Below are 25618 nucleotides of genomic sequence, written 5' to 3' on the forward strand. Positions count from 1 at the left end.
CCAAAATATTAAAAAATGACCAACATACAATTCATTTCAAAATCCGTTGCAACATCAGCAATAAATATTCAAAACACGGTTCAATTACTTGAGGAAGACTGCACCATTCCATTTATTTCCCGTTATCGAAAAGACAAAACAGGGAATCTGGACGAAGTGGTGATTGAACAAATTGCAAAATTGCAAAAGGATTACGAAACGATTGTAAAGAGAAAAGAAGCGATTTTAAAATCCATTCAGGAACAAAATGCGTTGACTCCGGAGTTGGAGAAAAAAATTCAGCAAAGTTTCGATTTACAGGAATTGGAAGATTTTTATCTGCCTTATAAAAAGAAAAAAAGAACCAAAGCCGATGTAGCGAGAGAGAATGGATTGGAACCTTTGGCTAAAATAATTATGAACCAAGGGAAGGATGATGTTGATTTCCTGGCGACACAATATTTGAATGAAAATGTTATCAACGAAGAATCAGCTTTGCAGGGAGCAAGAGACATTATCGCTGAATGGATTAATGAAAATATTTACGTAAGAAAACAGTTGAGAAGATTGTTTGAGCGTAAAGCGACAATTACAACCAAAGTGGTTAAAGCCAAAAAAGACGAGGAAGGAGCCCAAAAATTCAATCAGTATTTTGAATGGGCAGAACCATTGACCAAAGCTCCATCGCATCGTTTATTGGCTATTTTGAGAGCCGAAAATGAAGGATTCATCAAGTTCAAAGTAGATGTAGAATTGGATGATGCCTACGATATTATTGACGAATTAGTTATAAAAGGTGACAACAGTACCACACCGCACATACAATTAGCGATTGAAGACAGTTACAAACGTTTACTGAATCCAGCGATTTCTAATGAAACATTGCAGGAAGCCAAAGCTAAGGCTGATGCCAATTCGATTCAAGTATTTGCTAATAATTTAGGGCAGTTGTTGCTGGCACCACCATTGGGCGAAAAAAGAATTTTAGCAATAGATCCAGGATTCCGTTCGGGTTGTAAAATTGTTTGTTTGGATGAAAAAGGTGATTTACTGTACAACGAAACCATTTATCCTCATGCTCCTCAAAATGAAACGGCAATGGCGATGAAAAAGATAAAATCGATGGTAAATGCTTATAATATTGACGCCATTTCAATTGGAAACGGAACAGCTTCGAGAGAAACGGAATTCTTTATCAAGAAAATTGCTTTTGACAAACCGGTTCAGGTTTTTATAGTTTCGGAGGCAGGAGCGTCGGTTTATTCGGCTTCGAAGATTGCGAGAGAGGAGTTTCCTAATTATGATGTGACGGTTCGTGGTTCGGTTTCTATCGGGCGAAGACTTTCAGATCCCTTGGCAGAATTGGTAAAAATCGACCCAAAAGCCATTGGAGTTGGACAATACCAACACGATGTGGATCAAACCAAATTAAAAGAAGAATTGGATTCGACAGTAATCCGTTGCGTGAACTCGGTGGGGATAAATATCAACACGGCGAGTAAACATTTGTTGAGCTATGTGAGTGGAATAGGAGAGAAGCTGGCCGAAAACATAGTAACCTATCGTTCCGAAAACGGCCCTTTTACCGATAGAAAACAACTGAAAAAAGTGCCTCGTTTGGGTGATAAAGCCTATCAGCAAGGAGTGGCTTTTATCCGAATTTCGAATGCCAAAAATCCTTTGGACAATTCCGCAGTGCATCCCGAAGCGTATGCTATTGTGGAGAAAATGGCAAAGGATTTAAAACTTTCGGTAAATGATTTGATTGCCAATAAAGAGAAAACAGCTTTAATTAAGGCCGAAAATTATATCACACCAGAAATTGGTTTATTAACCTTAAAAGACATCATCAAAGAGCTTGAAAAACCAGGATTGGACCCAAGAAAATCTGCCAAAGTTTTCGAATTTGATCCAAATGTGAAATCAATAAAAGACCTGAAAACCGGAATGATTTTACCCGGAATTGTCAATAACATCACCAATTTTGGCTGTTTCGTAGATATCGGTTTGAAAGAAAGTGGATTGGTTCACATTTCCCAACTGAAAGCCGGTTTTGTAAGCGATGTCAATGAGGTGGTTAAATTACACCAACATGTTGAAGTAAAAGTGACTGAGGTTGATGAGGATAGGAAACGAATTCAGCTGACGATGGTATTATAGAATAATTTCAATTTGAAAATTCCAAATTTTATAAGCTAGAATATTACAAACAAAAAACTCTCAAATTGCAACCGTAATTTGAGAGTTTTTTGTTTGTAATCAATTGATTATATTTTTATAAATTTTTGAGATGTTTCTCCGCTTTCGTCTTTTATTTTTATTAAATATATACCAGAATTAAAAGGGCTTACATCTATTGATGAATTTGCATTTTCTTTGGTATAAATTAACCTTCCCAATAAATCATAAATTTTTACAGAATAATTGCTTTCATTTAAAGAATTGATATTTAGCGTATTTTTTACTGGATTTGGCCAAAGTAAAAAAGCTTTTTTTTCTATACTGAATTCTTCGTTTGATAAAACTACTTCATTTCCTTTAAGTTTAATCAGGTAAGCGGATCTATTATCGCCTTGATAACTCAAAAATAATCCTCCTACATAGATTTTTCCATCAGGTTCTAAGACTACAGAACGGACATTAGGAGCAGTTGTTTGAAATGATGGTCCAACATTAAAACTTTGATCTTTAGTTCCATCAGAATTATAACGAGCTAAATTATATAAAAAATAACCTCCAACAATTATTTTTTTATCTTTTTGTATAACTATAGAATAAATTCTATTCCCTAATTTAATTACATTATCAAAAGAAGTGTCTCTGCTTCCATCTTCATTTATTCGAAATAAACTACCAGAAGAACCGCCTGGAGAACTAAAAGCAACCATTATTTTTCCGTCTTCTTGTACAGTTAAAGTTTGTACAGCAGACATAACAAATTCAGTTGTTAATTGAAAAGAGTCATCAATACTTCCATCAGTATTTAAGCGTACTAAATATTTTGCATCTTTGCCTTGATATTTAGTAAAATCTCCCGCAACTAATATTTTTCCATCTGGTAATAAAACTAAGTTAGTAACTCTAGCATCAAACCCTGTTCCAACTTTAAAAGTTTTATCTATAGATCCGTTAGAATTTAAACGTATTAAATTGCTACAGAGCGTACTTTGATATCTAGAAAAATAACCTCCTACAATTACCTTACCATCAGGTTGAACTTTTATGTTATGAACAGTTAAGTAGTTAGGAAATCTATCTCCTGCATACAGTCCAGAACCAGTGTTAAAAGTCGTATCTGGAGTTCCGTTGGCATTCAATCTAATTAAAGCAGGATATTCTTTACCTTGATAAGTTCCAAAAGTACCTCCAATAAGCAATTTCCCGTCAGATTGCTCGGTTACAGTTAAAACCCTGCAATTACTGCCAGAAGTTGCTGAGGTTGTGAATCCTTTTCCAATATCAAAATTTTTGTCCTTAGTTCCATCAGTATTAAATCGAATTAATTTTTTTTGAGAACTTTCCTCGTAACTGGTAAAATCTCCTCCAACAACAATTTTTCCATCAGATTGACGCAAAATACATTCTACTTCTCCATCAAGACCATAACCTAATTTAAGCGAAAGGTCTTTAGTTCCATCTACGTTTAAACGAATTAATCCTTTTTGAGGATTACCTTCAAATTTAATAAATCCTCCACCTGCAATAATTTGTCCATCATTTTGTACAGCAATTGTTTTAACATCAGAAAAATCAAATTTATCCTCAATTTTGAAAGTTTTATCATTGGAACCATTAGAATTTATACGGACCAAATGACTTTGAGAAGATCCTTGATATGAATTAAATTCTCCTCCAACAAGAATTTTTTCGTCACTTTGAAGTTTAATAGTTGTTACGTTGCAAGTGTAAGGATACATATCGTAGGAGAAACTAACTTGCGATGAAAAAAGATTATCTTTTGTTCCATTACTTCTTAAACGTGCTAAATAACCGCCAAAAGTTCCTCCAACAAGTATTTGATCATCCTTTAGAACATTGATAATATTAACAGTATTATTGAATGTATTTCCAACACTAAAAGTTTCATCTTTACTTCCATCTATATTAAGTCGAATTAAACGGTCTTGCTGCTGGGTTTTGTTCTTAAGATATTGTCCACCAATAATTAATTTTCCGTCAGATTGTAAACCAATTGTATTAATAACTATATTCGGGTTTTGGACAATAAAAGAAGTATCTTTACTTCCATCACTGTTTAAGCGGATTAAAAAATCCTGACTTTTGTCCTGATAATAGTTAAATCCACCGCCTAAAACTATTTTCCCATCAGGTTGTACAATCATTGATTTAATACAATTGTCTTCAAAATAATTTTTAAGAAAACCAGTTCCTATATTTAATGAAGTATCTTTACTTCCATCAGGATTTAAACGAATTAGACCACGCTGAAGTTTGCCTTGAAAAACATTAAAATCACCAGCGACTAATATTTTCCCATCATTTTGAAGTAAAATAGATGATACTGAATTATCAAATCCTGTCCCAATGTCAAAGGAATCATCTTTACTTCCGTCAGAATTTAAACGAATCAGACAATTTTGAGACCCATTTTTAAAGGTAAAGAAATTGCCTCCAACAAGTATTTTTCCATCGGGCTGTATAACAATGGTTTTAACGCTTCCGCCAAAACCTGTGAGACTACCAAAAACTTGGGAAATATCGGTTGGATTTTGGCTGAATACTGCAAAGAATTGTAAGAAGAAAATTAAAAAGAGTAGAGTTTTTTTCATAAAAATAAATTTCGTCAAATATAAGTATATTTTTACTTCAGAAATATTTTAAGAAAATTGATTCTTTTTCTTAATTAAGTTTGGTTTTTTGAGCTACGTAAAAAAAGCGGTAAAACTACACCTGCAAGTTGAGGTAAAAGTCACAGAAGTGGATGAAGACAGAAAACGTATTCAGTTGATGATGGTTTTGTAAAATCATTTCTTATTTTTCCATATAAATCCATCCAACAAATAATGAGTAAACTGTGGTACCGTTAATAGCGGTACCACTAAAAAATACCAATTCGAAAAATCTTCTATTGAACCCGAAAATTGTTCGTTCCAAACTAATATTTCCCAAAAATATTCTTCCGAAAAAGCAATAAACAGTAAGATTGCGATAAAGAATAAAAGCCCTTTGAAATGTTTGAAATAATGGAGCCAATCCAATTCTGCAACTGTTTTTTTGTCAATCTCTTTCAGATAAATAAGAGCCATATAAGGAATTCCGTGAGAAACGACATTAAGCAGGGTAAAAATTAAATCATTATTAAAATATACAATTCCAAAATACCAAGACAAGATAGTTCCTACGATTATCGCATTTTTTGGGATATTGAAATAGTTGGTTTTTATGAATAAATAGATTGTTCTAATGGCATAAAAAAGAATTATTAAACCATAAAGCCAGCTTAAAATCGTAATTAAAAATGGATTTTGGAAATGTAAAAATTCATTTTCCACAAACCAGTTAAATTTTCTGGGCGCTGATAAAAACCAATACAACATTGGATAAATTGTGGCGGTATAAATAATTAAATTGTCGATCCACGCCCATTTTTTGGATTCATTTCGGGCATATAAACGCATAAAACCATATTGCTGTCTGATGAAGTGAAAAACGGCTATATAGGCCAAAACAGACCAAAAAACACCGCTTCCAAAAGAAAACAGAAACATCCCAATTAGTAAACATAAAATTGGTAATCCAATCAATAGTTTTTTTCTTTTTTGAAATTCCTCAGCAACAAAATAAGTTTTAAATAAAGTGGCGTAAACGTGTGCCACATCAATAAAAACGATTAGAAAAAGCCAGGTATAAAATGAATATTCTTCTTCTATTTTCTGAAGTTGATTTTGGAATAAAAACACAATGGCTACGACCACAAAGGACGGTAACAGAATAAACAAACTGTCAGTTTTCGTTTTATGAATCCAGGGCTGTTTCATCGATCATTGAGTTTACTGCGTTAATTCCCTGATAAAAGGCTTCTTCAAAAATGGAGATTCCAGACAAATCACTGTGGGCAAAATAGATTTTGTCTGCAATGGGCTGAGAGGCTTCTTTTTTGGCTTTGCCATAAATAAAATTCGGCACAGGACTTATCATTCCATGTCCCAATAAATGAATTTCGATGTTTTCTGTAGCCGATTCAATAGCTGGATGCGCTATTTTTAAATCATCAAAAACCATTTGTTTCCAATATTCTTTAGGCTTTTTGTACAATTCCCTGCGTGTCTTTTTCAAGTCGGATGAAGAAAAACTATAGTAATACGTAATTACTTTTTTATCCTGAACCTGTTGCAAAGACTGATGTTGGTCATAAACGTATCCCAAACCTTTCGAGCCATAAATTACATTGTCCCAACACAGCGGAAAACTGCCATTATCCGTTAAATCGGAAACTACTAAAGTGGCCAATAACCAAGGCGTGTAATGAAAATGTGAGGCCAAACCTTTTCTGTTTTCTAATAAATATTGGTTTACAAATTGAGGCGTTGCCAGCAAAATTTTATCGGCTATTATGGCAATTGAAGTTTTAGTTTTATTATCAAAAACTTTGGCAACTGCTTTATTATTGTGGTTTTCAATTTCGTAAACCAAATGATTTTTTAGCGATTTTCCTTTTACATATTTTTGCAAATGATGGGTTAACCTTGAATTTCCTTCAGGCCAAGTGAGAACGCTATCATGTTTGTCTTTGGAAGCATTTTGTTTTCTTCCGGCAAAATAATGGATTCCGGCATAAGCCGAAACGTATTCTATTCCCAAACCAAAATCATCTTTGCAACAATAATCAATGTAATTATAAAGCGGTTTTGATGTAAAATGATTTCGATCAAACCATTCTTTCATAGTGATCGAATCAAGTTCTTTTACGTCTTTATTTTCAGAAGAATCAGCAAGCGGAATCATAAACCAATACTTTCCTTGTTCATCTTTTTTTATCCTAAAATCATCCATTAATTTAAAAAAACGGATTAATTCTTTGTCTTCCTGAGCTGTGTTTCCCTCTTTTGGAACAACACCTTCCTGCCAATTGTTTTTTATATATAAACGTTCATCGGGAGCAAAGGTGAGTTGTGTTTCATCAAATTTTGGGAAGCCGTTGGAGTCATAGCCTAGTATGATTTTTTCTTCTTCCAAAAATTCCAATAAGGCTTTATCTTCTAAATTTGGTAAAGGAAGATAATGGGCACCTAATGGATATTTTGAGTATTTATTTTCGCCGTTGGATGAATTTCCGCCCAAATGATCTTCTAATTCCACCATCAGAAAATCTGTAATTCCTTTTTTGGTTAATTGTCTGCAAGCACTTAATCCTGAGATTCCTCCGCCAACAATTAAATAAGGAATAGAAATTTCCTTTGTTGGTTTAGGAAAATTTTTGACACGCAGTCGATGTCCCAAAATATGATTGGTTCCGGATAATCGAATTAATAAAGTGATGGCTTTTTCTTTGCAGGCATCCAAAAACGGAATAACCAATAAAGAAACAGCTATCGTTTTGAAGAAGTTCCTTCTTGAGTTATTGTAATTTTCCCCATTCTTCATCGAAATAGCGCACTAAAATTTGGTTATCTAATCGATTGATTTCTATGTCTTTTGAAATCATATCCTGAGAGAAATAATTGAATTTATCAAACTGATAATTGTAAAAACGGAGATTATTCAATTTTCGGTTTACGGTATTGAAAGTGGTTCCAAAACCATTAATGGCAATGGTAAAGCCCCATTCACCGAAGGATGGTACATAAGCGTGATAAGCATCCACCTGCGGAAAAACCTGCATCACGGTTTTGTTGATACACCAAAAAGATTTCGGGGCAAAATAAGGAGATGTGGTTTGGATTACGACAACAGCATCCGGTTTTAGTAATTGTTGAATTGTGGCATAAAAATTAAGCGAGTATAATTTGCCTAAACTGTAATTGGAAGGATCCGGAAAATCGACAATGACAACATCAAATTTTTCGGAACAGTTTTTTGCCCAGATGTAAGCATCTTTGTTGAAAACGCTGACCTTTGGATTGTTGAGTGAATTTTTATTAAAACCGGTTAATATCGTATTGGTTTTAAACATGTTGGTCATGCCTTCATCCAGATCGACTAATGTTATTTTTTTAACGTCTTTGTATTTTAATATTTCTCTGACTGCCAGTCCATCACCACCGCCAAGAACCAAAACATTAGTCACATTTTTTGCCATCGAAAGGGCAGGGTGAACCAAAGCTTCATGATAGCGGTATTCATCGGCAGAACTGAACTGTAAGTTGTTGTTGAGGTACAGTCTATAATCGCTTTTGTTGTGTGTTAAAACTATTCTTTGATAAGGAGTTGTGTTGGTGTAAATGATGTTTTCGCCATACAGTTTTCCTTCAGAAAAGGATAAAATTTTGTCTGAAAAAATAAATACTACCAATAAAATTAGAAACGACAGTATGGCTTTGCTTCGTAAAAGGTGTATTTTTTTTAATTCGTTTTTAAGCAAATAACACAATGCTATAGCAATGGAAACATTAATCATTCCGAAAAAAAGAGAAGTACCCATAATACCTAGTTTTGGCACTAAAATGAGCGGGAATAAAATGGATGCCAACAATGCTCCTATATAATCAAAGGTAAAAACATTAGAAACCAAATCCCGAAATTCGACTTTGTCTTTCAGGATATTCATCAATAGCGGAATCTCCAATCCTACCAGACAGCCAGTTATAAACACCAGAAAGTAAAGTATGAACTGAAAGGAATAAATACTTTCAAAAAGCAAAAATAAAATTACGGAGCTTAATCCTCCGATTAGCCCCACCAGAATCTCAATTTCAACAAAAGTGTTGAGTAGATTTTTGGTTAAAAATTTAGAAAAATAGGAGCCAATACCCATCGAAAAAAGATAGACTCCAATGATGAAAGAAAATTGCTTTACCGAATCGCCCAATAAGTAACTTGCCAAAGTTCCTGCGACCAGTTCATAAACCAATCCGCAGGTGGCGATAGTAAATACGGCGAAAAGCAGCAAATATTCAAATTTTAAAAACTTTTTACCCATGAATCGCAGCACTGATAATCATTGAAATACCAATGATAAAAGCTCCAAAAACAATTGCTAAAGCCACATTGTTGTTCTTTGAAATTTGATCCCAGGTATTTTCCGGAGTTAATTTTTCGATGATAAAATAAGCAATCAGCAGAATTACAATTCCAATTAAGGAAAAGACAATTGAGGCTAAAACAGGTTTCATAGTTAGAATATCCATAGTATTTTGGTTTTGATTATTTGTGGTAAAAATGATTTGTACCAATTCTTCCTGTAGAATTAGGTTTATAATTTTCAGTCGATTCGCAGTCACAAATTCTGTTGCCAGTTGCGTTATAATAAACAAATAGGCCGTAGAAAAATACTCCTAAGAGAATCGCGAGGTAATTGGATTTAATAAAAGGTATAATTTTTTCCATACAATTAGTTATTATTCATTCCATCTTCTTTCTTCAAAATTTCTTTCAAGAAAATACATTCCGATTACGAATACTGCCATAAAAATGAAGACCATCCAGACATTTCTTGTAGAAGGGCTTGACCACGATGCCTGAATTTGAAGTGACCGATTTAGAGTATCTTCTGTCGCTTTCATTGGGGTAACAGCTAGATGGTATTTGCCAGCTGCAACTCCGCAAATGTTAAATTCTTCGGTTGGGTCTCCTTCTGTCCAGTTTTCTCCATCAGTGTAACCATGATAATATTCGATATCTTTATTGGCATAAATTTCTTCTCCTGTAGTTTCGTTGATCAAAGCCACCTGCACATTGGCCCACGAATTATCCACATTCGAATGCACTCTTACTGATAGGGGTGCAGCGCTTCCGCTTAAAGTAAAGGATGGTGTTATATAATCTTTAGATACAAATTGGTGAAAGAAAATTTCAGTATTCAGCACATTTTGCTCAACACGGTCTTTATTAAGATACCAATTGGTTAAAAGAATTAATACAGCAACGCCACAAAAAGTCAATGCTAAATTTCTGATATTGAATATAAAAGGCTGTATTTGTCCGATACCTTTTTTCCAAGGCAGATTAGTTATTCCAAACGCTTTCTTAATTTCACTTTTTGATATGTGTTTTCCCAAGAAAGCAGTCTGCTCATGACCACATTTTTCAAAAGAAAGCATCAATGGTGGGTTGATGAATTCTATGAGTTCGATTTTGTCAAAAATATCAAAATCAAAAAATCCTTGGGCTGCAATTAATGTTGGATAATAATAATCGTATCGGTCGTAGGTTACGTCTTCATGTTCAACCGTTAATGGATGATTGCCTACTTTTTTTTGGAACTCGATTTCTGTTAAAATTATCCAATGTCCTGCGGCTTCAGACAGATACAAATAATCGCCTTGTTTTCCTTCCAGAATATATTCAGCCCATTCGAAACCGCTGTTTTTCTTGATAAGAATGCCGGTAATTGTATATTGCTTATCATCAAATGTGGCGGATTTTCCTAATTCTAATTTTTCATTAAAAGAAAAAGGCTTGTGTTTATTGTGAAATTTTAGACCTGCTTCTGTGTTTTTGTAAACAGAAGTACAGTTGGGACAAGCAAAAGTTGTTACTTCAAAAGAAACATCCAGAGCTGTAGTTGTATTGCAGTTATAACAAGGTACCGTCATATACTATCGGTTAATTTCGAAATCTTTTAAAACTTTGGCGTCAAAATAGCTGATATATGCAGCTGTAATTTCTTTGACTTTTTCTGTATTGTCCTGAAGATAATTACACAAATAAACATCTAAAGTCAATTGTTTAAATTCAGGCCAGGTATGAATGCAGATATGCGATTCTTTCAAACATATGGCAATGGTAAAACTGTTATTTTCGAAATCATGAGTATTAATGCCTACTGTTTCTAGATTGTATTTTAAAATTAAATCTTCAGAAAAAGCTATGAAACTCTCACTGGAAATTAATTTTTCTTCTTGTTGGACTTCAAGCGTGACAAGTTTATGTAAACCAGGAGAGTAAAGGGGTATTGTCATTAAATAATAATGGTTTGAATGTTTGCTTTATTACCAATAAATAGCAGTAAAAGGCGGCAAAATAGTGAATTTTATGGTAAAAGTTAAATTTTTTATAAGGAATAAAACTAAAATTAATGAAATTGAATCGATCATATAGATAATTCCATGGAAGATGATTTTATAAAAAACAAAAACTCCTAAATTACATTAATAGTTTAGGAGTTTTTCAGTTTAAGTATTATTTCAAAATAACTTTTTTGATTACACTTTTAGTATCATTAGTGATTTTTATCAAATAAAGTCCTGAAGAATGATTGCCTAAATTAATTTCAGTGGTTTTGGAAATTGTTTTTTGTTTCGAAACTATATTTCCCAGAGGGGAGAAAACCATAATTATTGAATTTTCAGGAGCTGAAACTGTAAATTTATCCGAACTAGGATTTGGATAGAGTGAAATGGATGAATTTTCTATATTAAAATCCTCACGCGCCAAAGTCGCGGTAGGGGGAAGGTAGAAATTACCTGTTAGCAGGAATAATGTCAATGTTTTCAGGGTTTGGTTAAAATAACTTTTGGGTTCACCCAATCCTTTTAAATCGTTATAAGAAGTATCCAAATGCGCCTGATTTTCTCCTGCCATTGCTGCACAGGCAAATGGCCCCACAAAAGTAGCGTTGTGCCATGGCTCAGTTACAGTTCCATTTTGGTTGTAACCACTTTTAATGTTTGCCGATCCTCCCAAAGTTACACGAACAAAATCAGATGATTTTTTGGCATAAGCTTTTGCATCTGCATTCCCGTACCAAACATAATCCATCGTAATTCTCCAAGGTGTTCTTGCGGCGTCATAAGAATAAAATTTTCCCTGATTTGCATATCCACTGGCTTGTGAAGAATAATTCCCAGAAGCCTCACACCAATCGGATACCAATCCGCCAACGGCATTATTTTGGGTCAAATTGTTATTGATAACGGTATAAGCTTTGGTGGCAACTGAATTCCAAAAAGAAACATCATTCGTAAAAACTCCGAATGCACGATAATAAGCTGGTGAAAAATAAGAAGGATTAGTTAGAGAGCTTCCGCCAAAAGCATCTCCTGGCTTTAGCACGAAAGTGTTGGCCTCAACTTCATTAGCTTTAATAGAAGCAATTAATGTTTTTGCATTAGCCTTATAATTGATTGTTCCAGTACTGCTCCACTGATAATCGGCGACAATGAGTGCAAATGCTACGTCAAGATCGGCATCAGTTGCTCCGTTATCACCTTTTTTTCCTGAACAGCCGTTAATTTTCCAATTCATCAGTCCGTTGCCGTTTACATTGTCTTTGTAATATTGCCAAAGTCCGTCAAAAAGTGCTTTATCGCCAGCATAGACAGTTAACAGCATTCCGTAACCTATTCCTTCAGAAACGGTTTCAGTTGGATTATCAAATTTTACTCTGTAGCGGCCATTGGTACAGTTCTCAAGAAAATTGAATTTCCAAGTGTTGTAGTTATTTAAAGCATCCTGACTGTTTTTTACTGTAGGCATCAGACCATTTCCATACGTTTTGTTGGCTGGGAAAGGCTGCTGGGTTTGAGAATAATTGTTGATGCAAAAAAAGATACTCATTAAGATAACTAGGTTTTTCATATCGGTAAATTTAGGAATGCTAAAAGTAGGATTTTTATATAAACGAAAAAATATTTTTATATTTTATTTAAGTAAAAAACTACAAATTACAAAAACTACGTATTTTTACTTATTAATGAATTATTATGAATAATTTGAAAAAGTGAGTTTCTAAGTAGAGGAAACATTCAATGATGCCGTTTTTTTGTATTTATTTATAAAAAATACGCAAAAAAAGGACTTTTTCCTAGCTGTTTTTTTGCATCTGGCAAAAGCCGTATATTATTATTTATTGCGAAAAACTTATACATTTACTTCAAATAAAGATTGTTACAGTAAAATTTTTACTGATTTTGTTATTTAACCAAGATTTATTCATAGCATTGAATTTGTGATTCATATCGAAATAAGGAATGAAATATTGGTTTGGATGTATTACTTAGAAATTAATAATTAGCTACAGATGAAAGAGAATCAGGCTATTTGCAGTAGCTGCAGTAATGAAAATTGTTTTATCAAAAAACATATTCATTTGCCCAACATGCAAAGTTATATAGAGAAAAAACATAGTTTCAGCTGCAAGAAAACACAGCAGTTTATTATTGAAGGTGCACCTATTCAAGGACTTTACTTTGTGCAGAAAGGTAAGGTGAAAACGGTAAAAACCGGTATTAATGGCAGAGAACAGATTGTTCGTTTTACGACAAATGGAGACACAGTGGGTTTTAGGGGGTTTGGAACTAGCAATCGTTATTTAATAGGAGCATATGCACTGGAAGATACTGTTTTGTGTAATTTTAATAATGAAGTCATGATGGACATTCTTAAGAACATTCCAGAGTTTACCTATGATATGATGCTTTTTTATGCTGAAGAGCTAAACAAGAGCGAGAACAACATCAGGAAGATTGCCCACATGAACGTGAGAGAGCGAGTGATTGATACCTTATTATATATACATCGAAAATTTGGTCAAACGAATGATTTAATTAATCTGGATTTGTCACGAAAAGAGATAGCCGATTTTGCCGGAACTACCGAAGAGCAGGTGACCAGAGTGATTTCTAGTTTGAAAAGAGAGGAATTGATCAAAACAGTAGGAAAGAAAATAGGCTTGCACCAAATTAATAAAATGCAGTCAGAAATTATGGAACATAAGTATATCTAAGTAGTTTTTTGATTATACATTAGATTTAAAAGCCCTTTTAGGGCTTTTTTTATGGAAATAAATGACCATTTTTTGAAATTTGGAATAAAAAAGTTTTGATATTTTTTTTCTACGTAAATGGTTTAGGCAAAACATAAGTATTATAAAGTCAATGAATACAGTATTTTGCATGTAAAATTTGCCAAAACGCAGTAAATTACCTGTCATCATCAGATTTTTTTCTGCGTAAAAAAGAGGTTTTGAGCTGTAAAAAGTAAATACGTAAGTATAAATACGTATGTATATTTGCTTCATACTAATCAAAACCTATTCATCATGCAAAAGATTACAACAGGAGTACAAAAAATAAAAGCATTAAAAGAAAGCAGAAATTCAAAATCAATTTTATTAGGACTAGCCATAACATTGTTTGGTTCGTCAGTAGCAAATGCTCAGCTGACAGCGACTGGACAATTCAGACCAAGAGCAGAATTTAGAGACGGATATAGTACGTTACAAGCAAAAGACGCAGAGACTGCTGTTTTTACTTCACAAAGAACAAGGCTGAATGTTGGGTTCACAGGATACAGATTCAAATTTTTTGTTGCTCTTCAAGATGTTCGTGTTTGGGGACAGGATGCTTCAACAATAAATAGAGTAACAACTGCAGAGAACAATGGAGTGCAGTTACACGAAGCTTGGGGTGAAATTATGTTGGTGGACACTACCAGTACCATTCAAAATTTATCTTTAAAAATAGGACGTCAGGAGATTTCATATGATGATCAAAAAGTTATTGGAGGTCTAGATTGGTTACAGCAGGCACGTTACCATGATGCGGTTGTCTTAAAATATTTTAACAAAGGATGGACAGCTGATTTTGGAGCCGCATTTAACCAAAACAAAGAGTTATTAGCAGGAACAATTTATAACGGTGTTCCGGCTGCAACAGCAGGATATCCTGCAGGGACTAATGGTTTGGGAACCAATTATAAATCACTTGAATATGCTTATCTGGCTAAGAAGTTTTTCTTTGGAGATATTTCCTTTTTATTTTTAAGCGATAACTTCAATAAATATACCAATGTAACTGAAGGAACTCCGCCGGTTACAACCAAAGTAAATGAGCAGGGAATCTGGACCCGCAACACTACTGGTTTTTACTATAATGTGAATGCAACTAGAAAATTGAAATTCGAAGGAAGTATTTATCATCAATTTGGACATGACAAAAACGGACGCAGCTTAAACAGTAATTTGGCTTCTATTACTTCGACTCTGCAAGTGGGAAGAAAATTATTTGTAGGTCCTGGAATCGATTATTTATCTGGAACTGACGGAACAAAAGCTGTTACAGCAACTTCAGAGAACAATCAATTTGATCCGCTTTACGGAACACCTCATAAATTCTGGGGAACTATGGATTACTTCTACGCTTCAAGCGGTTTTGGCTCACAAGGTTTGTTAAACTACTTCCTGAAAGCGAAATACAACATGAAAGACAACCTGACTCTTTTTGCTGACATCCACTGTTTTGAAGCAGCAAACAAATTATCTAACGGAGCGGGAGGAACACAAACAAGTTATTTAGGTACAGAGCTTGACTTAAAAATGAGCTACAACATGACCAAAATGATCAATATCGAAGCTGGATATTCAGTAATGCAGGCTACAAAATCAATGGCTTCTGCACAAGTTAAAGCAGTTGCCAATGCAAACCTTACTCCGCAATGGGCATATGTAATGGTAAATATTAAACCAAATTTTTTAAATAAAAAGTAATTGAATTAACGATTTAAAAACTAAAAAAATGATACAGACTAAAAAACATATAAGAACTCTTTTTGCCCCATTGATGTTGATAATGTGCGTGGTTTTGTTCTCTTCTTTCACGACAAAACCAAATCCGCCAGCGAGTGAACCTGTAAAACTGGGTTTCATTCCTCTGACCGATTGTTCACCAATCGTTATGGCCAAAGAACTTGGTTTATTCAAAAAATACGGTGTTGAGGTTGTCGTAACCAAAGAAACATCTTGGGCAAATGTCCGTGACAAAATCCTAACAGGCGAATTAGACGGTGCTCACTGTTTGTACACCATGCCTTTCTCAGTGTACACCGGAGTGGGAGGGAAAGCAGGATCTGAAATGAAAATAGCCATGATGCTTAATGTTAATGGGCAAGCGATCACTTTGTCGAATGATTTTTGCGGAAAAGTTTCATTCAAACAAATGAACAAAGTGACGCCTGTCGTGGCTGCTAAATTAAAAGCCGAAAAAGAAGTGACTTTCGCTATGACTTTCCCAGGAGGAACTCACGATTTGTGGTTAAGAAACTGGATGTCATTGGCAGGTTTAAACCAAAAAGCGGTAAAAATCATCACTATTCCGCCTCCGCAAATGGTAGCCAACATGAAAGTAGGTAACATGGACGGATACTGCGTTGGTGAGCCTTGGGGCGGAGTTGCCGTAAAACAAGGAATTGGTTTTACGCAAATCGCTTCTCAGGATATCTGGAAAGATCACCCAGAAAAAGCGTTGGTTGTCAACAAAGACTTTAGCGCATCACGCCGCGAAGATTTGAAGAAAGTAATGAAAGCCATCATGGAAGCATGCATCTGGTTAGACAATCCTGCCAACCGCAAGAAAGCTGCTGCCATCATCGGGAAAGCGCCTTATGTAAACGCTCCAGCCGATGTTATCGAAGCAAGATTGATGGGAGATTACAACTTGGGCTGTAATCAAGGAACCGAAGTGTATGACAAAGACTATATGCTTTTTTACAAAGGCGGAACAGTAAATTACCCTCGTAAATCCTACGGAATCTGGGCAATGGCACAATTTGTACGATTCGGATATTTGAAAGAAGAACCTAATTATCAAGCAATCGCCGACAAATTAATTCTTCAGGATTTATACGAAGAAGTGGCCAAAAGCATGAAAATCAAAATCCCTGCAGACGACATGAAACCGTTCTCTCTTACGATGGATAAAACAGTTTTCAACCCAGCAAATCCATCCGCTTATTTAAAAGTGGTGAAGCGTTAGAAAAAGACGCTAAGACTCTGAGTTGCTAAGATTCTAAGTTTTTTTAAAATCTCAGAAACTTTGAGTCTTAGAAACTAAAAAAATAATTTGGGCGTGACCCCGCGGAAAAAGGGGCTTACTTTTAGGAATGAATATTCAGCCCCTTTTTTCCGCGGGGTCGGGCTATCCGCGCTACTTCGGTAGCCAGCTCCTATCCCTCACGCACTCGCAGAAACTTAGAAACTCAGCTTCTCAGCAACTTAGTAACTTAAAAAAAAATAATTATGTCAAATTCAACAACAGCAGCAATAGAAACAGATGAAGTAGCAGGAAGCTATTCTCTTCAAAAGACTTTTGGTAAAGTAATTAAGAAAAAAAGCCTCAAAAAAGCCTCACGTTATTTAATTGAAAAAGCAAAATCAATTGCATTTGCCTGTATTGGTTTGGCTATTTTTTGCGGATTTTGGAGTGCGTTAAGCATTTATACTAAAGAAGCGCTTCCAGGACCAACGGCAACTTTGAAAGTATTGTACGAAATGTTAAGCGACCCGTTTTATGATTACGGTCCAAATGACAAAGGAATCGGATTACAGTTATTTGTTTCGATAAAAACAGTTTTGACTGGATTCTTGTTAGGTTCTTTGTTTGCAATCCCTTTCGGAATCTTAATTGGAGCAAGTTCTTTCTTCAAGAAAATATTTTATCCAATTGTTCAGTTTCTTAAACCGGTTTCGCCTTTGGCTTGGTTCCCAATTGGATTAGTTGTTTTTAAAGACACAGGTTTGGCTACAATATTCATCGTGTTCATCACTTCTTTATGGTCTACTTTGATTAACACTGCTTTTGGAGTTGGAACGATTCCGCAAGATCATAAAAACGTGGCGAAAGCTTTTGGTTTCTCAAAATGGAGATATTTGACCAAAGTTGTTTTCCCTTACACATTGCCTCACATCATCACGGGATTGCGATTGAGTATAAGTGTGGCGTGGTTGGTTATTGTTGCTGGCGAAATGTTATCAGGTGGTGCAGGAATCGGATTTTTTGTGTGGGACAGCTGGAACGCACTGAGTTTGGAAAAAGTAATCTCAGCCATCATCATCATCGGATTTGTGGGAATTATTTTTGACGGATTTTTTACAATGATTGAAAACAAGTTAAAATACTAAGTTTCTGAGAGGCTAAGTTCCTAAGTTTTTAATCTTAGTGATTTAGAATCTCAAAAACTTCTAAAAAAGCAAAATGTTGTCCTTTAGCCCCGATAGAAGTGGAAATCCTTGTTTGCCGGGGTTCGGCAAACAAGATTGCAACGTAAAGCGGGACGAAACTCTCAGATAAAAGACAAATGTTCTGCTCCAAAAAAACTTAGAAATTTAGAATTTCAGAAACTTAAAAACTAGAAAAGATGAGCTATTTAGAAATAAAAGATTTGGAAATTTCTTTTCCAACTCCAAAAGGAAAATACATTGCAGTAAGAGACATCAACCTTTCGATCAAAAAAGGTGAAATCATATCAATCATCGGGCATTCGGGCTGTGGAAAATCGACCATTATGAACGCGATAGGAGGGATGCTGACTCCAACAGGAGGGTCTGTAGTTTTGGATAATAAAAACGTAAAAGGGCCAGGGCCGGATAGAGGAATCGTTTTCCAGAACTATTCGTTACTGCCATGGCTAACGGTGGAAAACAACATTTTCCAAGCTGTAGATTCGGTTATGGATTGTTCTACAGCAGAGAAACACGAAATCGTGATCAAGAACCTGAAAATGGTGAATTTGTACCAGCATAAAGACAAACTGCCGGGACAGCTTTCGGGCGGGATGAAACAAAGGGTAGCGATTGCGAGAGCATTTGCTATCAATCCGGGAGTGTTATTGATGGACGAACCTTTTGGCGCATTAGATGCTTTGACCAAAGGCTCTATGCAGCTTGAAGTTTTGAAATTATGGAACCTGAACAACAGAGAAAAAACTATTGTAATGATTACGCACGATATTGAGGAAGCCTTGTTTTTATCCGATAGAATTGTGGTTTTGCATAATGGTCCAGCCTCCACCATTCGCGAGATTGTACATGTAAATCTGCCAAGACCAAGAAATAAAATAGAAATCGTAAAAACTCCCGAATATATTGAACTGAGAGATCATTTATTACACCTCTTGACCGATCATTTTTCTATTGAGGATATGGGCGTTGCTTATAAAAGTTAGTTAATTTTGTTTGCCAAAAAATGGTCTTTTTAGTATTGAAAAGGCCTTTTTTAAAAAATAAAAATTCCAAACTCCATTATAAAATATTGGAATTTGGAATTTTTATATTGAAAGAATTTCTAAGAAAATTTATTCTTTAGTTTCTTCTTTTTTATCAGCTGGCTGATCGTCTTTGGCTGCGTTTTTAAATTCTTTAATACCGCTTCCTAATCCTTTCATTAATTCTGGAATTTTTTTACCTCCAAAAAGTAATAAAAGAACTCCAATAATCAAAAGTATTTCTGGTAAACCTAATCTTCCCATGATTGAATATTTAATGCCGGAGCAAATTTGTAATTATATAATGGACAAAGGTATATAGAATAAATTTATGAGCATTGTTTTTAAACTTTTTTTTGTTTGAGATAGCGTTAAATATTTTATAAAATTAAGTAGTTTGTAATATAACTACCTGTATTACGCTAGTGTTGGCAACACTTTAAATCATTATATTTGTGACTTAAATATAAATCATGCCTAAAAATCGGTTAAAAAGGAAAAAGTTTTGGGACAGATTATTAATCAAAAATCGATTAGTAATTTTGAACGAAAATACTTTTGAGGAAATTTTTTCTTTTAAATTGAATATAATGAGCGTTTTTGTTACGCTTACTTTGGGTGCCATTTTTCTGATTTCTGCTACTACGATATTGATTGCTTTTACTCCGCTGCGGGAACTTATCCCAGGCTACTCATCTTCGGAACTGAAAAAAAATGCGACAGTTCTTGCTTTAAAATCGGATTCGCTTTCGAAAGCGTTAAAGAAAAACGAAATCTATATCAAATCAATTCAAAAAGTACTCAATGGTGAATTAGAATATGCCAAATTCAGCAAAGATTCTATACTTTCATCTGCTGATGAGGTAAAGGAAGCAGTAGATTTGTCTCCTTCTGAAACCGAAATTGAATTGAGAAAAAGAGTGAAGGAGGAAGAGAATATCTCCACAGCCACACCAAACGGAAAGAGCCAAAAAACTAAAAAATAATCCGGATGTTCCGTATTATAAACAATAGTACAACTTTATAATAAATTCCAAAGAATGTCACTAAAATCACTTGCGGCAAAAATATTTGCCCAAAGAATATATAAAAAAACACAAACCTGGGCCAATTCACCTGTTGAAACCCAAAAAGCTGTTTTCCAAAATTTAATACAAGATGCTAAACAAACTCAATTTGGGAAAGACCATTCTTTTGCCCAAATAACGACATTCGAAGATTTTGCTAATCGGGTTCCTATTAGAGATTATGAAGCTTTGAAGCCTTATGTAGACAGAGTTGTAAAAGGTGAGGAAAACATTCTATGGAAAGGAAAACCGCTTTATTTTGCCAAAACTTCTGGGACAACATCTGGTGCAAAATACATTCCGCTGACCAAGGAATCAATGCCGTATCATATCGAAGCAGCGCGAAATGCGATTTTGCATTATATACAAGAAACCCAGAATGCCAGTTTTGTAAACGGTAAAATGATTTTCCTGCAGGGAAGCCCTATATTGGAAGAAAAATACGGAATAAAACTAGGAAGATTGTCTGGAATTGTGGCGCATTTTGTTCCAAAATACCTGCAGAAAAACCGACTGCCGTCTTGGGAAACCAATTGTATTGAAGACTGGGAAACCAAGGTAAATGCAATCGTCGGAGAAACGATCAATGAGGACATGACCGTGATTTCGGGAATTCCGTCATGGGTGCAGATGTATTTTGAAAAACTGCAGCAAAGAGCAGGAAAGCCAGTTGGAGATATCTTTAAGAATTTCAATCTATTTATTTACGGAGGCGTTAACTACGAACCTTATAGAGCTAAATTCGAAAATTTAATAGGCAGAAAAGTAGACAGCATAGAATTATTTCCCGCTTCGGAAGGTTTTTTTGCTTATCAGGATTCTCAAAAAGAAAAAGGAATGTTGCTGCTATTGAATTCAGGGATTTTTTATGAGTTTATAAAAGCGGATGAATTTTATTCTGAAAAACCAAAAAGGCTTACGATTGGCGAAGTAGAGTTGGGCGTAAACTATGTTCTGATTATTTCTACTAACGCCGGACTTTGGGGCTACAACATTGGTGATACAGTTCAGTTTACCTCTTTGAAACCGTACCGCGTCATCGTTTCGGGACGAATTAAGCATTATATTTCTGCTTTTGGAGAACATGTAATTGGGAAAGAAGTGGAACACGCTCTGCAGGAAGCGATGGAAGGAACAAACGTAAGAGTCAATGAATTTACCGTTGCACCACAAATCACGCCGGCTGAAGGATTACCGTATCACGAATGGTTTATCGAATTTGAAAACGAACCAGCCGATTTTAACTCTTTTGCGGAAGCGCTGGACAATGCCATGCGAAAGCAAAACATTTATTATGACGATTTGATTGTGGGTCATGTTTTGAAAAAATTGGTTATCAGCAAAGTTGCTAAAAATGGTTTTCAAGACTACATGAAATCGATTGGGAAATTGGGCGGGCAGAATAAAATTCCGAGATTATCGAATGATAGGAAAATTGTGGATATGTTGACAAAATTTTAGTATTCGATGAAGTAGATTAAATTATAAATTGATGAGTCAGGTAAAGTTTCAAAACAAATATCGCATTTCTTCAGCAAGAGCACAATGGTGGGATTATGGCTGGAACGGCGCCTATTTCATAACCATTTGTACCCAAGATCGAGAACATTATTTTGGAGAAATTCAAAATGATAAAATGGTTTTGTCTCAGGTTGGTGTTATTGCCGATATATTGTGGCATCAGATACCGGCACATCATAAAAATATTGAATTGGGCGATTTTGTAGTTATGCCAAATCATATTCACGGAATTTTGATTATTGACAAACGGGATAATGTCATAGACGACGTAGAGACAGGGCATGCCCTGTCTTTACCATCCCAGCCCGAGGTGGGTTCGCATCGTTTTCAAAACATTGGCAAAAATACCATTTCGTCTATTATTGGATCCTATAAATCAGCGGTAACCAAACATGCTAACAGATTAGGATATCCACACCAATGGCAAAAATTATTTTATGACATTATCATTCGAGACAATAACGCATATCAGCAAATTTCTGATTATATTGTTTCAAACCCAGAAAATTGGGGAAAGGACAAATTTAAAACCGATGATAAATCAAAATTAAAAATATAATTTTTCGTCGATTATATTGTAGTCAAAATGATATCCCAAAACTTCAAAAGATGTCCTCCAAAAGAAATAAATCTTCCAATATTTATAGTTAAAAAAGCAAAATCCTTACATTTGATTATATTAAAGAGAACAGCATGAAAGACGCAAAAAATATATCCAGATCCAGAGCGCATGAATCATCGGCGGCAATTGAAAAAATGTACATTACGATGCGTCATCTTTTTAATAGAGGTTTTTACAAACCGATGGGCGTTTCAGGCGACACATTAAGAGAAGCTTTGTTAGCTTTAAGACCCGAAATATATGGGAATATTGCCGAAGAGAAAGTAGAACTAAATGGTTTGTTATATGTTATAGAACGTCTTCCAATAGGGATTGAAGAGTGCCGTTTTATTAATCTGACGTCGGATGAAGGTTATTCTAAATCTCATTTCAAAGCTATTGTGCCTCCAAAAAGACGCCGTAACTGTTATCGTATAGACGAAGAGCAGATGAATGTTGAAATTACCAGAGGGCGATCAGATATTTATGATATTCTGACGCACTTAACATTCATTTTTATTGAATCGCACAAAATCAAAAATAGAGTGTTACAGGATGAGGTTGGTGAAGTTTCCCGTGATTGGATTAAGCTGGAAATAGCAGTTTCTCAAACCAAAAAATTGACTTTGGTAGAAAAGGAAAAAGCGATTTCTCATGCAGCCAACATTCTTGGGCGAACATTTGAGGAAGTTTTGAATATCTATGATGATTTTGGAACAGATACAGCTCCAGACCGATTCCTGCATGTAATTTATTGGCTTGGAAAATTAGCAATCGAAGAAGTTAATGATAACCAGAAAAGAACGATTACTTTTAGTCCGGTTTTGAGAGAGCGTTTGGGACACCACATTCATGGAGAAATTTGGGCAAATAATATCAAGGAAGTACTGAAAGATAATCAATTGTTGGACAGGCCTATTCATGTGATTAGTGCCAATATGCATTCGGTGATGAACTCTATTTTTGCCACACCTCATTTAAAATCGAAATTCAAAGACAAATCGGATTTCTTTATTTATGAAGAGCTGAGCAAGTCGGGTGCTAATGAAGTCCGCAGTCAGGTGGAAGCTCTTGCATTGAAACAAGGAATGATTTTTCTTCCGGATACGTCGGGAACTAACATAGACGTGCAGATTTTTGATACGGCCAAAATAGATTGGCCAAAAACAGCTTTTCCTAAGGCAGATTTACCAGAGAAAAAACCTGTGATTATAGTTATGGATTATGCTTTTGGAGAGCAGGCTTATGAAACAATCGATGAGCTGTTAAGACCTTATAAAAAAGATACGCTGCTTAGGGTAGAATCGGTTTCGATTATGGGTAAAGCAGGAATTCTGGAAGGCGGAAAGGGAGATATCATGATTCCGAATGCTCATATCAACGAAGGAACGGCTGATAATTATTTCTTCGAAAATGAATTAACTCCCGAAATGTTTGAAGGTAATGACATCGCAATTTATGCAGGACCGATGGTTACTGTCCTTGGAACCTCATTGCAGAACAAAGATTTATTAAAGTTCTTTTATGAATCGACTTGGGGAGTTATCGGGCTTGAAATGGAAGGGTCTTATTATCAAAAAGCCATTCAGGCAGCATCTAAAATCAGAAAAAGTGTTCCGCATGATATCAAAGTCAGGTATGCGTATTATGCATCGGATAATCCATTGGAAACAGGAAGTACCTTGGCTTCGGGAGGACTAGGAACAACTGGTGTAAAACCGACTTATCTGATTACAATAAAGATATTAGAACAAATTTTTAATATAAAATAGTTTAAAAAATGAGTACAAAAGTACCACAGAACAATGATGATCAGGAAATTGATTTAGTTCAGATTTCAAAAAAAATAGGCAATTTTTTTGATGGGATAAACAGGTCTATTTTTAGAGGGATTCAATTTTTTGTTCGTAATTGGGTAATTGTTTTACTGTTGTTTATAGTTGGATTTGGCGTGGGTTTGTTTTTGGACAAAACACAAAAACAATTTGATAATAAAATAATAGTAGAGCCAAATTTTGGAAGTGTTGATTATTTATATTCCAAAATAGATTTGATTCAGTCAAAAATTCAGACAAACGATACTGAATTTTTTAAAGCTATTGGAATATCTAATGTTCCAAAAATTTCAAAAATTTCAATTGAACCTATAGTTGACGTCTTTAAATTTGTTAATAATAATGAACAAAATTTAGAAGTATTAAAATTAATGACTGCCAATGGCGATTTAAAATCTATTATTAACGAAACTACAACTGTAAAAAATTATCCATTTTATATTATTAGTTTTTCGACAGATGGCTTATTAAGAGATCAAAGCACTGCTACAGCATTATTGAATTATATCAATACCAGTAAATATTATTCTGAAGTCCAAAAAATAAGACTTAATAATATTCAGCAAAGAATTAAAGAGAATGATGAAGTAGTAGCTCAAATTGATGGAATATTGAACAAGTTTTCTAGTTCAGAATCTACTGGTAATCAAAAGAATGACAAATTAGTATATTATAATGAAAATACGCAGCTGAATGATATTATCAAAACCAAAGATGGCTTACTAAGAGAAAATGCAGGTCTTAAATTAGAATTAGTGAATTCTGATAAAATTGTAAAAGAGAGTTCCATTGCGACTAATATAGTGAAGACAGAATCTTTAAAAGGAAAACTGAAATTTGTTTTGCCTTTCTTATTAATACTGATTTATCTTTTTACGCTTCGTTTTATGAGCTTTTATAAAAGACATTCTGCTTTTGATAAAATTAATAAATCCTAAATATTATCATAAATGAATTCAAAATCACTTTATATTTATTTATTTTTATTTTTCACGCTGGTTTCCTGTAATCAGAAAAGTGAAAATGATATAGAATCAAAAGATAATTTTTCAGTTGTTATCGAAGGAATCTTTGGAAAAAACGATAAACTTCAAATTTATTTTCTCACAGAAGATAAAGACTGGAACGATGAAAACTCAGTAATTGTTCCGGTTTATGCATCATCTGAGATGCAAAAATTTGAAGTACAGCTTCCTGACAAAATTACTCCAATTAATATTAGAGTTGATGTAGGGGAAAACAAAACTCAATCAAATATAACCATAAAAAACATTTCGATTCTTTATAAAACCAAAATTATAAACGGGGACAATAATAATTTTACTGAGTTCTTTTATCCTAATGAATTTATTGCATGGGATCCTGATTATTTTGGATATAAGCTTAATAAAAAAGATAATTCCTATGATCCTTTTTTTATGGGTAATGATCTATTAATTGGAGAATTAGAACAAATAAAAGAACAGCCAAATGAATAAACACCTGAGTTTTTCAATTCTAATTTGTAGAGAAAGAAA

At 34.5% G+C, this 25618-nt stretch carries 22 protein-coding genes; 13 read left to right on the top strand and 9 right to left on the bottom strand.

Translation table 11 applies throughout. The features are described 5' to 3' along the window. The first annotated feature begins 15 nt into the window (after positions 1-15). Positions 16-2139: a Tex family protein gene (locus C8P67_RS10010; RefSeq protein WP_115812923.1), complete on the top strand. Its 2124-nt coding sequence runs from the start codon at positions 16-18 to the stop codon at positions 2137-2139. Between the two features lie 107 nt (positions 2140-2246). Here C8P67_RS10010 and C8P67_RS10015 read toward each other — a convergent pair whose 3' ends face one another. Then, on the bottom strand, positions 2247-4769 hold the full coding sequence (locus C8P67_RS10015) for a T9SS type A sorting domain-containing protein (protein ID WP_115812925.1): 2523 nt from the start codon (positions 4767-4769) through the stop codon (positions 2247-2249). Between the two features lie 88 nt (positions 4770-4857). Here C8P67_RS10015 and C8P67_RS22000 point away from each other — a divergent pair, with 88 nt between their 5' ends. After that, positions 4858-4962 (top strand): S1 RNA-binding domain-containing protein, encoded by a 105-nt coding sequence (locus C8P67_RS22000; RefSeq protein ID WP_147298218.1) that lies wholly within the window; start codon positions 4858-4860, stop codon positions 4960-4962. 2 nt (positions 4963-4964) lie between these two features. On the opposite strand, the gene C8P67_RS10020 is transcribed toward C8P67_RS22000, so the two are convergent. The 7 genes from C8P67_RS10020 to C8P67_RS10055 form a co-directional block, all read right to left on the bottom strand. Next, a complete protein-coding gene (locus C8P67_RS10020) occupies positions 4965-5978 on the bottom strand; it encodes a hypothetical protein (RefSeq protein WP_115812926.1) in 1014 nt (337 codons plus the stop codon). Continuing rightward, positions 5956-7584, bottom strand: coding sequence for an NAD(P)/FAD-dependent oxidoreductase (locus tag C8P67_RS10025; protein WP_115812928.1), 1629 nt, complete (start codon positions 7582-7584; stop codon positions 5956-5958). The genes C8P67_RS10020 and C8P67_RS10025 overlap by 23 nt, the downstream gene beginning before the upstream one ends. Next, positions 7559-9049, bottom strand: a complete 1491-nt coding sequence (locus tag C8P67_RS10030; protein WP_245980417.1) for a polyamine aminopropyltransferase — start codon at positions 9047-9049, stop codon at positions 7559-7561. The genes C8P67_RS10025 and C8P67_RS10030 overlap by 26 nt, the downstream gene beginning before the upstream one ends. Before the next feature lie 22 nt (positions 9050-9071). After that, the gene (locus C8P67_RS10035) at positions 9072-9287 is read right to left on the bottom strand and encodes a DUF350 domain-containing protein (protein ID WP_115812931.1); all 216 of its coding nucleotides are present in this window, start codon (positions 9285-9287) and stop codon (positions 9072-9074) included. Positions 9288-9497: 210 nt separating this feature from the next. Beyond that, positions 9498-10694, bottom strand: coding sequence for a DUF4178 domain-containing protein (locus tag C8P67_RS10045; RefSeq protein WP_115812935.1), 1197 nt, complete (start codon positions 10692-10694; stop codon positions 9498-9500). A 3-nt stretch (positions 10695-10697) separates the two neighbouring features. Next, entirely contained in the window at positions 10698-11060 is a 363-nt protein-coding gene (locus C8P67_RS10050) for an S-adenosylmethionine decarboxylase family protein (RefSeq protein ID WP_115812937.1), read from the bottom strand. A gap of 220 nt (positions 11061-11280) precedes the next feature. Beyond that, positions 11281-12678 carry a glycosyl hydrolase family 8 gene (locus C8P67_RS10055; protein ID WP_115812938.1) on the bottom strand — a complete coding sequence of 466 codons (1398 nt, stop codon included), beginning with the start codon at positions 12676-12678 and terminating at the stop codon, positions 11281-11283. Between the two features lie 442 nt (positions 12679-13120). Between C8P67_RS10055 and C8P67_RS10060 the strand changes: the two genes are divergently transcribed. The 5 genes from C8P67_RS10060 (at position 13121) to C8P67_RS10085 (ending at position 19038) form a co-directional block, all read left to right on the top strand. Then, positions 13121-13825 carry a Crp/Fnr family transcriptional regulator gene (locus C8P67_RS10060; protein WP_115812939.1) on the top strand — a complete coding sequence of 235 codons (705 nt, stop codon included), beginning with the start codon at positions 13121-13123 and terminating at the stop codon, positions 13823-13825. 315 nt (positions 13826-14140) lie between these two features. Beyond that, the gene (locus C8P67_RS10070) at positions 14141-15586 is read left to right on the top strand and encodes an alginate export family protein (RefSeq protein WP_115812941.1); all 1446 of its coding nucleotides are present in this window, start codon (positions 14141-14143) and stop codon (positions 15584-15586) included. A gap of 28 nt (positions 15587-15614) precedes the next feature. After that, the gene (locus tag C8P67_RS10075) at positions 15615-16850 is read left to right on the top strand and encodes a CmpA/NrtA family ABC transporter substrate-binding protein (protein ID WP_245980418.1); all 1236 of its coding nucleotides are present in this window, start codon (positions 15615-15617) and stop codon (positions 16848-16850) included. 263 nt (positions 16851-17113) lie between these two features. Further along, positions 17114-17995: a nitrate ABC transporter permease gene (ntrB, locus tag C8P67_RS10080; protein ID WP_115812943.1), complete on the top strand. Its 882-nt coding sequence runs from the start codon at positions 17114-17116 to the stop codon at positions 17993-17995. Between the two features lie 236 nt (positions 17996-18231). Further along, positions 18232-19038 carry an ABC transporter ATP-binding protein gene (locus C8P67_RS10085; RefSeq protein ID WP_115812944.1) on the top strand — a complete coding sequence of 269 codons (807 nt, stop codon included), beginning with the start codon at positions 18232-18234 and terminating at the stop codon, positions 19036-19038. A gap of 129 nt (positions 19039-19167) precedes the next feature. Here the strand turns inward: C8P67_RS10085 and tatA are convergent, their stop codons facing one another. Next, positions 19168-19341 carry a twin-arginine translocase TatA/TatE family subunit gene (gene tatA, locus C8P67_RS10090; RefSeq protein WP_115812945.1) on the bottom strand — a complete coding sequence of 58 codons (174 nt, stop codon included), beginning with the start codon at positions 19339-19341 and terminating at the stop codon, positions 19168-19170. A gap of 326 nt (positions 19342-19667) precedes the next feature. Here tatA and C8P67_RS10095 point away from each other — a divergent pair, with 326 nt between their 5' ends. From C8P67_RS10095 to C8P67_RS10120, 6 genes are all read left to right on the top strand, one after another. Then, the gene (locus C8P67_RS10095; RefSeq protein ID WP_317125449.1) at positions 19668-20063 is read left to right on the top strand and encodes a peptidase; all 396 of its coding nucleotides are present in this window, start codon (positions 19668-19670) and stop codon (positions 20061-20063) included. Between the two features lie 54 nt (positions 20064-20117). Continuing rightward, entirely contained in the window at positions 20118-21605 is a 1488-nt protein-coding gene (locus C8P67_RS10100) for a GH3 auxin-responsive promoter family protein (protein ID WP_115812947.1), read from the top strand. A 31-nt stretch (positions 21606-21636) separates the two neighbouring features. After that, positions 21637-22224: a transposase gene (locus C8P67_RS10105; RefSeq protein ID WP_115812948.1), complete on the top strand. Its 588-nt coding sequence runs from the start codon at positions 21637-21639 to the stop codon at positions 22222-22224. 134 nt (positions 22225-22358) lie between these two features. Beyond that, positions 22359-24038 carry a DUF6909 family protein gene (locus C8P67_RS10110; RefSeq protein ID WP_115812950.1) on the top strand — a complete coding sequence of 560 codons (1680 nt, stop codon included), beginning with the start codon at positions 22359-22361 and terminating at the stop codon, positions 24036-24038. Positions 24039-24046: 8 nt separating this feature from the next. Further along, complete coding sequence (locus tag C8P67_RS10115; protein ID WP_115812952.1) at positions 24047-25039, top strand: hypothetical protein; 993 nt, start codon at positions 24047-24049, stop codon at positions 25037-25039. Positions 25040-25051: 12 nt separating this feature from the next. Continuing rightward, positions 25052-25579 (top strand): hypothetical protein, encoded by a 528-nt coding sequence (locus C8P67_RS10120; RefSeq protein WP_115812954.1) that lies wholly within the window; start codon positions 25052-25054, stop codon positions 25577-25579. Positions 25580-25618: the final 39 nt, after the last annotated feature.

It is taken from the genome of Flavobacterium aquicola, assembly GCF_003385115.1.
GTDB classification, from domain to species: Bacteria; Bacteroidota; Bacteroidia; order Flavobacteriales; family Flavobacteriaceae; genus Flavobacterium; species Flavobacterium aquicola.